4 protein-coding genes are annotated in these 15,192 nt (G+C 66.2%); 2 read left to right on the forward strand and 2 right to left on the reverse strand.

Annotated elements, in window-relative coordinates; all coding sequences use genetic code 11:
* Positions 1 to 70: 70 nt before the first annotated feature.
* Both ACE039_RS19900 and ACE039_RS19905 read right to left on the reverse strand, forming a co-directional pair.
* Positions 71 to 10,702, reverse strand: coding sequence for an autotransporter-associated beta strand repeat-containing protein (locus ACE039_RS19900; RefSeq protein ID WP_485823158.1), 10,632 nt, complete (start codon positions 10,700 to 10,702; stop codon positions 71 to 73).
* 365 nt (positions 10,703 to 11,067) lie between these two features.
* Positions 11,068 to 11,925: an IclR family transcriptional regulator gene (locus ACE039_RS19905; protein WP_485811294.1), complete on the reverse strand. Its 858-nt coding sequence runs from the start codon at positions 11,923 to 11,925 to the stop codon at positions 11,068 to 11,070.
* 199 nt (positions 11,926 to 12,124) lie between these two features.
* On the opposite strand from ACE039_RS19905, the gene ACE039_RS19910 reads away from it, so the two are divergent.
* Both ACE039_RS19910 and ACE039_RS19915 read left to right on the forward strand, forming a co-directional pair.
* Positions 12,125 to 13,762 (forward strand): GMC family oxidoreductase, encoded by a 1,638-nt coding sequence (locus tag ACE039_RS19910; RefSeq protein ID WP_485823159.1) that lies wholly within the window; start codon positions 12,125 to 12,127, stop codon positions 13,760 to 13,762.
* A gap of 76 nt (positions 13,763 to 13,838) precedes the next feature.
* Entirely contained in the window at positions 13,839 to 15,179 is a 1,341-nt protein-coding gene (locus tag ACE039_RS19915) for an MFS transporter (RefSeq protein ID WP_448709019.1), read from the forward strand.
* Positions 15,180 to 15,192 lie beyond the last annotated feature (13 nt).

The following is a 15,192-nucleotide window of genomic DNA, read 5'->3' on the forward strand; positions in this document are numbered from 1 at the left end:
GTGCGCTGGCGGACAACCAACCGAAAATTCATCGGAGTGCCGTTGTCCGCGCGCGCTCATCCAACCGCCCTCAGTACCGCCAGCGCACGTTCAACGACCCCGCGTGTTCGCGGTTACCCCCGCCGTACTGCCCGCTGTAGTTCACGCCCACGGACGCGTTGCGCGACACCGCCACTTCGGCCCCCAACTCGGCCAACGCCGCATTGCGCGCGATGGGCGAGCCCGACACGGTGAATGCCTGGCCGCCGTCAAACGCCATGCGGGTTTGCGGCAGCACGTCGCCAAACGCATGGCGCCAGCCCAGCGTCGCCTGCAAGCGCCCTTCGGCGCCCGCCAGCGTGAAGTCCGTCTGCGCACGCACGCCCAGTGTGCTGGTGGTTTGCTGGTTGTTGCTGCTTTGACCGCGCAGCGCCGCCGAGCCGCCGGACTCGGAGAAACTGCGCGTGCGCAGGTCGCTCCAGGCCAGGCCCGCGAAGGGTTCGATCGTCGCACGGTCGGCCACGGGCAAGGCATAGCCTAGTTCGGTGAAGAGCTGGGTGGTGCTGGCGCCGTAGTCGGCGGTCAGCTTTTGCGAGGCGCCCGCCACCGTGGCGGAGCGCTCGGTGCTCACGTCGTGCCAGGTGTACGAGGTGCCGACCAGCCAGTTCAACTTCCCTGCGCCCGCTTCGAAGGCCTTGCCGCCATAGATGGCTGCGCTGTAGCCGGACACATCGGCCTGCGACGCGCGGTCATCCACCCGGATCTTGCTGTCGGTGTAGCCGACGGCCCCGCCTACCCGCCAGCCATCGCCCACCGCATGGTCGGCGCCAGCGAAGACGCCGCCGATGTGCTGACGGACTTGCGCGGTGTTGCCAGTCGCTTTCTGCGTTTGCCAGTTGCCGACGAGCTCTGCCCAGGCGGGCTGCGCGTTCGACGACGGCAAGGCAGACGCTGATAGTGTGCCGCCCGCCTGCGCCGTCGGTGCGCCAGGGCGCATGCCCGCGTTCAGATTGGCGCGCAGGTATGACAGCGGCAGCGTACGCGTGGTGGTGCTGGCGCCCATCAGGCTGGAGGCGACGCTGGCATGCGCTTCACCGGACAGGTTGTTGAACACCGCAGGCGGTGCGCCATTGGGCAAGGTCAGGATGAACTCTTGCAGCGCATTGCCCAAGGGCAGCGTTTCCAGCGCATTGGCGACGGCGCGCTGATTGGCGGTTTGCGCAGCGTCTGCAAAGGTGATCGGGCGCGTGCCCGGGTCCGCGGGGTTGACGGGGTTCACGGGCACCTGCTTGCGACCCAGTTGCAGCATGACGTCCTGTGCGCCGTAGCGCAATGCGGGATCCAGATACGCGTAGTTCGACGACACGTTGTCGAACTGACCGTTGATGGCGCCTGCGCTCAGGATCGTGTACTGGCGCGTGGTGTCAAAACCGCCTTCCGGTCCGACATGCACGACGGAGCCCGCCAGATTGGCGACGCCGCTGACGGCCACGCGGGCGCTGGCGGACGATGCCGGGTCGGCCGCCACTTGATAGACGGAACCCGGCATGAACGTCAGGTCGCCCGCCACGTTCAAGACGCCCGCGACATTGCCCGGCGCCAGGGTGGCGCCATTTTGCAGCGTGGTCGAACCCACTTGGCCCGCGCCTTGCAACAACGTGCCGCTAGCCAGCGTCAACGTACCGCCCAGCTTGCCCGTCGACGCGACGTTCAACGCCCCTGCCTGCACCAGCAGGCTACCGGTGTAGGCGCTGCCGTCACCCAACACCGTCAGCGTGCCGGCGCCCGTCTTGGCCAGATCGCCGTTGCCCGTGACGGATCCGGTCAGGCCGAAGTTCGTACCGGATGCCACCGCGATACGGCTGGATTGGGCCAGCATGACGCTGCGGGCGGTCTCGAAGCCGGCGCTGGTGGACAGCGTGCCACCATTCAACGTAAGACCGCCTGCCGCGGCGCCCAGGTTGGCGTCGCGGGCGACCGACAAGACTCCCGCGCGCACCTCCGTACCGCCGGAGTAGGTGTTGTCGCCGGCCAGCACCAGCGTGCCGAAGTCGGTTTTGACCAGCTTGCTGGCGCCCGTCAGACGGGCGGCGATGGTGCCGACCATGCCAGCATCCGCCGTCGATCCCGATCCCACGCGGATGATGCTCTCGCCGCCCGCGCCTTGCAGAGCGATGGCATCGCCTTCAATGCGGTAGCCGTCGGTGGCAATCTGCATGCCCGTGACCCCGATGGCCCCGGCCGAGGTGTCCACCGTGACCGTGCCCGCCGTGCCCTGGAAAACGGCAAACGTCGGCTTGGGCTGGAAGACGCCGTTCAACGTGCCGTCCACGTTGGCCCAGTTGCGGCCATCCGCCCGCCACATGCCCGAGCCGCCGTCGATGACGCCGTTGTCGTGGCCGGCGGTGTTGCCGCCATCCCAGAAGCTCAGCGTTGCGCCGGAGGTCGAGGCCAGGTTGACCTGGCCGCCGACTGCGGTTTGCAGGGTCAACGCGCTGGCAGAAACGCCGGCGGGCGTGGTACCGATGGCCAAGCCATGGTTCGTCAGGCTGCCGCCGTAGTCGAACAGGCGATAAACCCCCGCGCCGAAACCACCTTGATCCGTGATGTTCAGGCTGCCGGCCAACGTCAGGTTGTCTGCCACCGTGAACAAAGCGGTGCCGGGCGCATTGCCCAGTTCCACATTCACCTGGCTTGCGCTGGATAGCGACAGGTCGCCGCCAACTGCCAGCGTCTGACCTTGGACGCCTTCCAGTACGCCGCCAGTCAGCGTGGCGTTGCCGTTGATACGGCCCGCGCCCGAGAGTATGCCCGCGCCGCTTGCCGTGACGTCGCCGCCTAGAACGCCATCGGTATGCAGGCGGCCGCCCGTGACCGACGCCGACCCGCCCAGCTTGTCCGACACCCACAGCATGCCGGATTGAACCTGGGTCCGGCCCGCAAAACTGCTGTTGTCGCCCAGCAGTTGCAGCATGCCCGCGCCGGTCTTCGTGACCTGGCCTGCGCCCGCCAGTGCCCCACTGAACGACGTGCTGCTGGCTTGATTGAAGCGCACCTCGGCGCCCGAGGCGATCGTGGTATTGCTGGTGTAGCGGCCGGCGCTGACGGCCAGCGTGCCGGCATCGATGCGCCAGTCTTGCGCGCTGACGCCGGTCAGCGTCAACACGCCCGCCCCTTGCTTGGCCAGCGTACCCGTGCCCGACACATAACCCGCGTAGGTCGCGTCGGTGGCCTGATTGAACACGACCGCGCCGTGGTTCAGCAGATCCCCCCGGATCGAGGCCGCATTGCCCACCAGCGTGCCGGCCAGCACTTGCGTGTTGCCGTAGGTGTTGGCGCCGGTCAGCGTCAACGTGCCGGTGCCGAGCTTTTGCAGGTTGCCCGTGCCGCCGATGTGCCCTTGCAAACCTAGCGTGGTGCCTGCCGCGACGTTGATATCAGCCGTTTGCGCCAGCGTCACGGCACGCGCGGAATCAAAGCTGGCCGTGGTGGCAAGCGCGCCGCCGTTCAACGTCAACGCGCCCGCTGATGCTCCCAGGTTGGCGTCGGTCGACACGGACAACGTGCCCGTGCGGATTTCGGTGCCGCCCGTATAGGTGTTGTTGCCTGCCAGCACCAGCGTGCCAAAGTCGGCCTTCACGAGCTTGCTGGCGCCCGTCAGGCGGGAGGCAATGGTGCCGGTGGTCGCCGTGCCCGACGAATTTCCCGATCCGACGCGCAGACTGGTTTCCGCGCCGCCGGCAAGTTCAATCGAATCCCCTTCAACGCGATAGCCGTTCGACGTGATCTGCATGCCCGTCACACCCACGGCCCCTGCCCCCGCGTCCACCTCCACGATGCCGGACGCGCCTTGGAACACGGCGTAGGTCGGGCTGGGCTGGAAGCGGCCGTTCAGCGTGCCGTCCTCGTTGGTCCAGTTCAGCCCGTCGCTGCGCCACGTGCCCGAGCCGCCATCAATGACGCCGTCATCGCGCCGCGCGGGATCGCTGCCGTCCCAGAAACTGAGCGTGGCGCCCGCGGTGGACATCAGGTTGACCTGCCCGTTGACGGCGGTCTGGATTCGCAGGTCATTGGCCGTGATGCCCGTGGGCGCGGTACCGATGGCCAGCGTGTTCGACGTCAGTGCGCCGCGATAGTCGAACAAGCGATAGACACCTGCGCCGAATGCGCCTTGGTCGGTGATGTTCAGCGTGCCGGCCAAGGCCAGGTTGCCGCCCACATCGAACAACGTGCTGGACGCGGCGCGGCCCAGCGCCACGTTGACCCGGCTGGCGTTACCCAGGGTAAGGTTGCCGCCAATCTTCAGCGTGCTGCCTTGCGTGCCTTGCAGCACGCCGCCCGCCAGCGTGACGTTCTGGCCAATGGTGCCGGTGCCTGACAGGATGACGTTGTTGCCGATGGCGGCATTGCCGCTCAAGGTGCCGGTCACGTGAAGGCGGCCGCTGGACACTTCCGCGTTGCCGCCCAGCGTATTGGCCACGACCAGCGTGCCGTTGGCGACGCGCGTCGTGCCGGTAAAGGCGCTGCTGTCCGCGTTCAGGCGCAACGCGCCCGCGCCGGTCTTCTCGAACGTGCCGCTGCCGGAAACTTTGCCGGCATAGTCGGCATCGGTGGCCTGATCAAAACGCAACGTGCCTGCGGCGCCGATCGTGGCGTTGGCCGTGTAGCGGGTCACGTCGCTTGCGAGCGTGCCGGCTTCGATGTTCCAGTTCAGCGTGTTCAGGCCATTCAAGGTCAGGACGCCCGCGCCGCGTTTCACGGTGGCGCCGGCGCCGATCAGCGCGCCGGACACGCTGTCGTCCCACGCCTGATCGAAAATGACCGTGCCATCGTTATGTAGATCGCCGCGAATCGACGCGCTGTTGCCGATGAGCGTGCCGGCCCGCACGCGGGTGCTGCCGTAGGTGTTTGCGCCAGTCAACGCCAGCGTGCCGGCGCCTTGCTTGATCAGGGCGCCCCCGCCCGATAGGGTGCCCGTCAGGCCGAGCTGCGTGCCCGTCGCGACGTTGATGGCGCCATCTTGCATCAAGGAGATATTGCGAGTCGTGTTGAAGCTGGCGGTCGTGGTCAACGAGCCGCCGGCCATCGCCACGCCCGTGTTGGCCGCACCCAGGTTGTTGTCGGCGGAGATCGACAGGGTACCGAACTGAATGTCGGTGCCGCCGGTATACGTGTTGTCGCCCGTCAGCGTCAGCATGCCGGCGTCGGTTTTGACCAATTTGCTGGCGCCAGTCAAGCTGGCGGCGATGGTGCCGACCATGCCTGCATCCGCTGTCGATCCCGATCCCACGCGGATGATGCTCTCGCCGCCCGCGCCTTGCAGGGCGATGGCATCGCCTTCAATGTGGTAGCCGTCGGCGGCAATCCGCAAGCCCGTGACCCCGAGGGCCCCGGCGGATGTGTCCACCGTGACCGTGCCCGCCGTGCCCTGGAAAACGGCAAACGTCGGATTGGGCTGGAAGCTGCCGTTCAATGTGCCGTCCACGTTGGCCCAGTTGCGGCCATCCGCGCGCCAGGTGCCCGAGCCGCCGTCGATGGCGCCGTTGTCGTGACCGGCGGTGTTGCCGCCATCCCAGAAGCTCAGCGTTGCGCCGGAGGTCGAGGCCAGGTTGACCTGGCCGCCGACTGCGGTTTGCAGGGTCAACGCGCTGGCAGAAACGCCGGCGGGCGTGGTACCGATGGCCAAGCCATGGTTCGTCAGGCTGCCGCCGTAGTCGAACAGGCGATAAACCCCCGCGCCGAAGCCACCTTGATCCGTGATGTTCAGGCTACCGGCCAACGTCAGGTTGTCTGCCACTGAAAACAAGGCCGCGCCAGACGCATTGCCCAGTTCCACATTCACTCGGCTTGCGCTGGACAGCGACAGGTCGCCGCCAAACACCAGCGTCTGACCTTGCACGCCTTCCAGTACGCCGCCAGTCAGCGTGGCGTTGCCGTTGATACGGCCCGCGCCCGAGAGTATGCCCGCGCCGCTTGCCGTGACGTCACCGCCCAGAACGCCATCGGTATGCAGGCGGCCGCCCGTGACCGACGCCGACCCGCCCAGCTTGTCCGACACCCACAGCATGCCGGATTGAACCTGGGTCCGGCCCGCAAAGCTGCTGTTGTCGCCCAGCAGTTGCAGCATGCCCGTGCCGGTCTTCGTGACCAGGCCTGCGCCCGCCAGTGCCCCACTGAACGAGGTGCTGCTGGCTTGATTGAAGCGCACCTCGGCGCCCGAGGCGATCGTGGTATTGCTGGTGTAGCGGCCGGCGCTGACGGTCAACGTGCCCGCATCGATGCGCCAGTCTTGCGCGCTAACGCCGGTCAGCGTCAACACGCCCGTGCCTTGCTTGGCCAGCGTACCCGTGCCCGACACATAACCCGCGTAGGTCGCATCGGTGGCCTGGTTGAACACGACCGCGCCGTGGTTCAGCAGATCCCCGCGGATCGAGGCCGCATTGCCCACCAGCGTGCCGGCCAGCACTTGCGTGTTGCCGTAGCTGTTGGCGCCGGTCAGCGTCAACGTGCCGGTGCCGAGCTTTTGCAGGTTGCCCGTGCCGCCGATGTCCCCTTGCACACCCAGCGTGGTGCCTGCGGCGACGTTGATATCCGCAGTTTGCGCCAGCGTCACGGCACGCGCGGAATCAAAGCTGGCCGTGGTGGCAAGCGCGCCGCCGTTCAACGTCAACGCGCCTGCTGATGCTCCCAGGTTGGCGTCGGTCGACACGGACAAGGTGCCCGTGCGGACTTCGGTGCCGCCCGTATAGGTGTTGTTGCCTGCCAGCACCAGCGTGCCAAAGTCGGCCTTCACGAGCTTGCTGGCGCCCGTCAGGCTAGATGCGAGGGTGGCGGTCGTGGCAGCGCCGATGGCCAGGCCCGACCCCACGCGCACAACGGTCTCGCCATTCGCGCCGTCCAGCGCGATGGCATCGCCCTGGACGCGGTAGCCACCGCTCGAGAACTGCATGCCCGTCACGCCCACGCCACCCGCCGTCGCGTCCACCTCCACGATGCCGGGCGCGCCTTGGAACACGGCGAACGTCGGGTTGGGCTGGAAGCGGCCGTTCAGCGTGCCGTCCTCGTTGGTCCAGTTCAGCCCGTCGGTGCGCCAGACTCCCAAGCCGCCATCGATGACGCCGTTGTCGCGTTGCGCGGCATTGCCGCCGTCCCAGAAGCTCAAGGTGGTACCGAACGTCGACATCAGGTTGACCTGACCGGCCACGGCCGTTTGAAGGCGCAAGTCGTTGGCCGTGATGCCCGTGGGAACGGTTCCCAGAGCCAGCGTATTGGCGGTAAGCGCACCGCCGTAGTCGAACAGGCGGTAGACACCTGCGCCGAACGCGCCTTGCTCCGCCACGTTCAGGGTGCCCGCCAACGCCAGGTCGCCGCCGACGTCGAACAGGGCGGCGGACGCGGTGCTTCCCAGCGCCACGTTGACCCGGCTGGCGTTGTCCAGGGTAAGGTTGCCGCCCACCTTCAATGTGCTGCCTTGCGTGCCTTGCAGCACGCCGCCCGTCAGCGTGACATTCTGGCCGACGGTGCCGGCGCCTGACAGGATGACGTTGTTGCCGATGGCGGCATTGCCGCTCAAGGTGCCGGTCACGTGCAGGCGGCCGCTGGACACCTCCGCGTTGCCACCCAGTTTGTTGGCCACGACCAACGTACCGCTCGAGACGCGCGTCGTGCCGGTAAAGGCGCTGTTGTCCGCATTCAGGCGCAATGCGCCCGCGCCGGTCTTCTCGAACGTGCCGCTGCCCAAAATTCTGCCGGCATAGTCCGCATCGGTGGTTTGATCAAAACGCAACGTGCCTGCGGCGCCGATCGTAGCGTTGGCGGTGTAGCGCGTGACGTCGCTTGCGAGCGTGCCGGCTTCGATGTTCCAGTTCAGCGTGTTCAGGCCATTCAAGGTCAGGACGCCCGCGCCGCGTTTCACGGTGGCGCCGGCGCCGATCAGCGCGCCGGACACGCTGCCGTTCCACGCTTGATCGAAAATGACCGTGCCGTCGTTATGTAGATCGCCGCGGATCGACGTGCTGTTGCCGATGAGCGCACCGGCTTGCACGCGGGTGGTGCCGTAGGTATTGGCGCCGGTCAGTACCAGCGTGCCCGCGCCTTGTTTGATCAGATCCCCGCCGCCCGTGATCACACCGGTCCAATCCAGTTTCGTGCCACTGGCAACGTCAAGCGTGCCGTTCTGCAACAGGCTGATCTGCCGGTTCGAGCTGAAGCTCCCCCTCGTCGCCAAGGTCCCGCCCGTCATGGCCAGCGCGGTGCTCGCCGCGCCCAGGTTGGCGTCCTTTGACACCAACAGCGTCCCCTGGCGAATCTCGGTGCCACCCGTGTAGGTATTGTCACCGTCCAGCGCCAACGTGCCCGCGCCGGCCTTGGTCAAGGTCGTGCCGTTCCAGCCCGTCGCCGCGTTGGCCGTCTGATCGCCAAGCGCTGGGCCCACATTGAAGAGGTCTGTGGACTGGGCCAGCGTGAAGGTACCGTGCCGCAGATTGTTCTTGGCGGTCCAGCTGAGGTCGTAGGTGGCGAGGTATTGCCGGTTGTCGGCCGACTTGCCCGTGTGAACGGTCAGGTAATCCACCGCGCTCGTGAAGCCGCTGACGTTCACCGTCGTGAAATCTCCCTGAATACCGCCTTGGGTGGCGATCAGCACCTTCCCTAGCTGGCTTTCGTCGGCAATGCCGCTCAGGTTGAGGACCGTGCCGTCGCCCACTGACATCGAGACGGCCTGCAAAGCGGGCCCGGCCGTGCCTGCCCCGACCGCCAACAGGGTGTTGTCGGCCATCGCAAGGTCGCCCATCACCTGCAGCGTCGCAGGCCCCTGGATGGACAGCGTGCCCAGGTTTCCGGCGACGCTCAGGTTGCCGGAGAGAAGGTTCGCCGCGCCGATGATGCCGTCGCCATACTGCAAGGTGCCCCCTGACACGTCGGCCCACCCGCCCAGCGTGTCCAGCACGACCAGCTTGCCGCCCGACACCGTCGTCTTACCCGTGAAACCGGCGCTGTTACCCGTCAATACCGTTGTTCCGGCCACTTGATTCAGGCGATGCTGGCCAGCGCCCACGCTGCGCACGCCTGGCGCGAATTTAAGCTCCGTGTCGGTGTGGTTGAAGTTCAAGCTGGCGATGCCTGCGCCAAATGTGATCTCGGCCGCATTGAGCGTGCCGGCTCGAACCGCAGCCGAGCCGACTTCACCACCGATATTGAGGGTGGCGGTGCTGGGCGGGAACGGGAACGCATTGCTCACCAACTCCACGGCGGCCAGCGAGCCTGCCACGCCAGCTGTGACCGTGCCACCGTCCGCGATGGTCAACGTGCCGTTGGCTGCCCCCACGCCATAGCCGATATACACGGGTGCCGTGCTGGACCACTCGGAACCTGTTCCGGTGACGGTCACCTTGCCGGTGCCGCCCATGCTTGCGATGAAGGCGCCGCGGTTGCTCACGACGCCTCCTGCCGAAACAGACAGGCTGCCCTGACCAGAGAGGTCGCCCACTCGCAGAGCGCCGTCGTTATGCCAGGACGAGCCGGAACCTGCCACCGACACAGTGCCTACGCCGCTTGTGTTGCTGCCAAGATACGCGTCGGCGCTGAACAGACTACCGCCCGCCTCGACGGATACCTTGCCCTGTCCGCCCTGCGTACCGACGCTAAGCGCATGACTATTGCGCCAGACTGCCCCCCCGCCCGACACCGTGACTTGCGCCGGGCCGTTCTGCAGCGCACTGACCGTGCCAAACAGATTATTGACCTGGGCGCCATTGGTCACCGCCAATGCACCCGTACTCGTCTTGCCGACGAACAAATTGCCGGAATTCGCCCAGACGGCATTCAGGCCATCCACCGTGACCGTCGCGGGGATGGCCGCTCCCGAAATAGTGCTTTCACCGGAACCCAGCTTGTCCAGAATCTGCAGCTCGCCGCCGGTCACGTTGATTTTGCCTAGAAAATCGGTGCTGTTGGCAAGCAGGCGCGTGGTACCGCTGTACTGATTGAGTTCGTGGATGCCTGAGCTGTCGCTTCTCAGGCTGGCAGCGAAATCAACAACCGAATTGGTATTGAAATTCAACTTGGCCGTGCCCGCACCAAAGAAGACCTCTTTCGCCAGTAGCTGGCCCGGGGCCGCTGGCGCCGCGCCGGGTGTCGCCCCTATGTTGATGGTGCCGGTCGCCGTTGCCGCTTTAGCCAGCGACACGGTTCCTGAGCCCAAGACCTGCACTCGCCCATAGTTCCAGAGGTTCAACGTGCCGGTACCTTCGTCGCCGATGGACAGCGTCTGATCCAGTGACCAGCGGCTACCTGGCCCCGAAACATAGACCGTGCCGGTGGCGCTCGCATCCTTGCCCACCACGCCGTGGGTGTTGTTCAGGGGCGCTCCATCCGATATTCGCAGTGTGCCGGAAGCCGTGTCGCCGATGACCATGTCGACAGCTCTTTCCCAGTTCGCCGGATTATCGGGAAAAATGTCGCCCGAGCCGACGATGGTTTGCGCCATCGCGGCTGGAGGCATCCCGCAAGCGGCAAACACCGTGGCGGCCGCAAGGACTCTGGGTATGAACGCCGGTGCGTATCGCTGAGAGATGCCCGCACGATGGGTGTCTATCGCCCCCGAACCCGTGTCGTTCACGCGCCGGGTCTGGCTGCCGCTTTTGCCCTGCCCTCTTGCATGCTCACTTGCCACCTGCCATAAACCCACGCTACGGTTGAAGACAATGCGATAAGTGCGGTTCATGGGCGGTTCTATGTTGTGGTTGCCCGCAGGAAAACCTCTGCAAGCAGCAATTGAAATTCGCGCTGGCGCAAGAAGGCTAGCCCGGGAATTACAATTAGAAAGATTGCGTCTAGCTTTGCATATCCCTCATTCTTGGTATTTCCGTGCCTGGCCACCTCCGCGTGGTGGCCCGTGTGAAGGGGTGAGCTCAGCCGAGCTCGGATTTGTAGTCGGCACCGCTAAGCGCCGGCACCGCAAAACCAAGCCAGAAAGGTGCAGCCCCAAAGGAAGCCCTTCTTCGCCCCGTGCTGCGGGGAACCGCGATACCGTTTGATGGTGGGCGGGTTTCGGTCGGTGGCGAAGGCGAACAGGTTGCTACCGCTGCCCTAGCCGCCCGGCCGATGCTGGGCCAGCACGTCATGCAGCGATTGCGCGGCGCGCTGCAACACGGGCACCGCACGCAACAAGTCATCCAGCATGACGCGCGCCGTGGGCGCATGGCAGGCCACGGCCGCCACCACGCGGTCTTCCGCATCTTTGACGGGCACCGCCACCGCGCTCATGCCGCGCACGAATTCCTCGTTGTCGATGCCGATGCCGCGGGCCGCCAGCCGTTCCAGTTCTTCTTCCAGTTGCATGGGATCGGTCAGCGTGCGCGGCGTGTTGCGCGTCAGCGGCAGGCGCGCCAGCACGCGGCCGCGTTCCAGGCGGTTCATCGATGCCAGGAACAGCTTGCCGCTGGCCGTGCAGTGCATCGGCACATGGCTGCCCACCGCAAAGAACAGGCGCAGCGGTTCGGTGGTTTCCACCCGCTCCATGTAGATCACGCGGTCGCCGTCCGGCGCAGTCAGGTTGCAGGTTTCGCCCAGCGTACCGGCCAATTGCGCCAACACGGCCCGGCACGCCCGCGTGAACGCCGAGGCACGCAACGTGGACAACGCCAGCGAGGTGGCCTGCGGCCCTGGCACGAAGCCGTGTTCGGTGGGTGTTGCCGCGACGAAGCCGGCGCGCTGCATGGCGGCCAGCAAGCGCATGAGCGTCGTCTTGGGCATGTCCAAGCGCTGCGCCAACTGCGCCAGCGTGGGGGGATGCTGGGCCCGCGCCAAATGTTCCAGCACCACCAGGGCACGCAGCGACCGAGCGGCCTCCTGCTGCGCGCCAGGCGCGTCGGCCGACGCGTCAGCCGACGCCTGCACCGATGCTGCACTGCGATTTTGAAACCGAAGTTGCATGTTCCGTTCCATTTGTCCGCCTCCACGCGTGTTGTGCTTTGCGCGACGCGACAGCTTTCTAGAATCGCCACAGATCCCCGGCCCGCGCGCCGCGTTGCGAACGGATGCCGGAATCGAACCAGTATATAAGTGCGCCCCGCCGCGGCAAGCAGGGAAAACGCGCCGTCCGCCGACGTGGCGAAGACGGACGGCAACAGGGAGGCAAGGCAACATGTCCGACACCGTGGATGTCATCGTGGTTGGCGCCGGCTCGGCCGGATGCGTGATGGCCAACCGGCTAAGCGCCGACGGCGCGCTTTCCGTCTGCCTGCTGGAGGCGGGCCCCCGGGATCGCTATCCCTGGATACACATTCCCATCGGCTACGGCAAGACGATGTTCCATAAGGTCGTGAACTGGGGCTACTACACCGACCCCGATCCCAACATGCTGGGCCGGCGCATCTACTGGCCGCGGGGCCGTACCCTGGGCGGATCCAGCGCGATCAACGGGCTGATCTATATTCGCGGCCAGCGCCAGGACTACGACGCCTGGGCCCGCGCCGGCAATCCCGGCTGGAGCTGGAACGATTGCCTGCCCGCCTTCCGGAAACTGGAAAACAACGACCTGGGTGCAGGCCCCACCCGGGGTGTGGATGGCCCCTTGAACGCCACGTCGATCAAGACGCCGCATCCCTTGGTCGAGGCGATGATCGCGGCCGCCGGCGCCCAAGGCGTTCCACACCTCCAGGACTTCAACACGGGCGATCAGGAAGGCGTCGGCTACTACCAGTTGACCACGCGCAATGGCCGCCGCTGCTCGACCGCGGTTGCCTATCTGCGCCCGGCCGAAGGGCGCCCCAACCTGCGCGTGGAAACCGGCGCCCACACCATGGCCATCCTGTTCGAAGGCAGCCGCGCTTGCGGCGTGCGGTATCGGCAGGACGGCCAGGTCCGCACCCTGCGGGCACGGCGCGAGGTGGTCCTGTGCGCGGGTGCGCTGCAGTCGCCGCAGCTTCTGCAATTGTCCGGCGTCGGGCCGGCGGCGCTGCTGCGCCAGTTCGGCATCGGCGTGGTGCGCGATCTGCCCGGCGTCGGCGAAAACCTGCAAGACCATTTGCAGATAAGGCTGATTTACGAGACGACGCAGCCCATCACCACTAACGACCAGTTGCGCACGCTCTCCGGCCGCGCCCGCATGGGGCTGCAATGGCTGCTGTTCCGCAGCGGGCCGCTGGCCGTCGGCATCAACCAGGGCGGTCTGTTCTGCCGGGTGGACCCCGCCAGCCGCACGCCCGACACCCAATTCCATTTCGCGACCCTGTCGGCGGATCTGGCCGGGGGCAAGGTGCACCCGTTCTCGGGTTGCACGTATTCGGTTTGCCAGTTGCGCCCGTCGTCGCGCGGCCAGGTCCGCCTGCGCAGCGCCGATCCGTTCGATGCGCCGTCCATGCAGCCCAACTATCTGTCGACGGAGCTGGATCGCCGCATGACGGTCGCCGCCGTGAACTATGCCCGCCGGCTGGCCGCGTCCGAACCGCTGGCCGGATTGATGAAGCGGGAGTTCCGCCCGGGGCCCGATGTGCGCACGGACGACGAGATCCTCCACTTCTGCCGCGAATACGGCGCCACGATCTTTCACCCTTCCGGCACGGCCAAGATGGGGCCGCGCAGCGACCCGATGGCCGTGGTGGACGAACGCTTGCGCGTGCATGGCGTGGCCGGTTTGCGGGTGGTGGATTGCTCCATCATGCCGACACTGGTTTCGGGCAACACCAACGCGCCCGTCGTGATGCTGGCCGAACGCGCGGCCGGCTTCATGCTGGAGGATCTGAAGGCAACACCGCAACAGACCGAACTGGTCGCCGCGTAACGCGCAGGAAAACCCCGCAGGAAAGCATGGCGAACGGCAACGCAGAGTGCCCCGCCCCCCATCAAAGGAGACTGAAATGGCCAAGCAAAACGAAGCCGCAGTACGCCGTGTCGTTACCGCGTCGCTGATCGGCGCCACGATCGAGTGGTACGACTTTTTCCTCTACGGTGTCGTGGCGGGCATCGTGTTCAACAAGCTGTACTTTCCCACCGGCGACCCGCTGGTCTCGACCATGCTGGCCTACACGACATTCGCGGTCGGCTTCGTGACGCGGCCGCTGGGGGGCCTGATCTTCGGCCATTTCGGCGACCGCATTGGCCGCAAAAGCATGCTGGTCATGACGCTGATGATCATGGGCGTGTCCACGTTCCTGATCGGCCTGGTGCCCACCTACGACACCATCGGCGTCTGGGCGCCCATCCTGTTGCTGCTGCTGCGCGTGTTCCAGGGCATCGGCCTGGGCGGCGAATGGGGCGGTGCCGTGCTGATGGCCTATGAATACGCGCCACCGGGAAAGAAAGGCTTCTATGCATCGTTGCCGCAGATCGGGCTGGCGATCGGCTTGTGCCTGGCCTCCGGCACCGTGGCGCTGCTGTCCACCTTGCTGACGGATGCGCAATTCATGGCCTGGGGCTGGCGCATCGCCTTCCTGGCGTCGGCCGCGATGGTGCTGGTGGGCATGTACATCCGGCTGAACATCAAGGAAACCCCGGAGTTCACTGCCGTCAAGGAAAGCAACGCCGAAAGCCGCATCCCTTTTTTCGACATGCTCAAGCGCTACCCCGGCAATGTCTTCAAGGGCATGGGGGCCCGCTATATCGACGGGGTGTTCTTCAACGTGTTCGGCGTGTTCTCGATCTCGTACCTGACGCAGACGGTGCAGATCACCCGCACCGAGGCGTTGACGGGCGTGATGGCGGCAGCCCTGGTGATGTGCTTTTTCATCCCGTTCTTTGGCCGGCTGTCCGACCGCATCGGCCGCACGCGCGTCTATTTCTGGGGCTCGCTGATCACCGCCGCGGCCTCGTTCCCCGGGTTCTGGCTGATGCTGCATAGCGAAGGGAGCGTGATGCTGATCTGGCTGGCCATCATCATCCCCTTTGGCATCTTCTACGCAGCCATCTATGGGCCCGAGGCCGCCCTCTTCTGCGAGCTATTCGACGCCAAGGTGCGCTACACCGGCATCTCTTTCGTCTACCAGTTCTCGGGCATCTTCGCGTCCGGCATCACGCCCATCATCGCCACCGCGCTGCTCAAGACCGGTAATGGCCAGCCGTGGCTGATCTGCCTGTACGTGGTGTTCGCGGGATTGGTATCGGCGCTGTGCGCGTGGTTGATCGGGCGCGGCCGGCCGGCGGACGAGCCCGTCAGCCATGCCGCCCCGCCGCTGGCCCGCCCCGGCCTGCGCAAGGCCTGAGGCGGGGGGGCCC

This window comes from Achromobacter maghribensis (assembly GCF_057334215.1).

What these genes read in the sequence shown, in the direction of transcription:
- ACE039_RS19900 (WP_485823158.1), bottom strand. Translation starts at nt 10,702, where the DNA reads ATGAACCGCACTTATCGCATTGTCTTCAACCGTAGCGTGGGTTTATGG.
- ACE039_RS19905 (WP_485811294.1), bottom strand. Translation starts at nt 11,925, where the DNA reads ATGGAACGGAACATGCAACTTCGGTTTCAAAATCGCAGTGCAGCATCG.
- ACE039_RS19910 (WP_485823159.1), top strand. Translation starts at nt 12,125, where the DNA reads ATGTCCGACACCGTGGATGTCATCGTGGTTGGCGCCGGCTCGGCCGGA.
- ACE039_RS19915 (WP_448709019.1), top strand. Translation starts at nt 13,839, where the DNA reads ATGGCCAAGCAAAACGAAGCCGCAGTACGCCGTGTCGTTACCGCGTCG.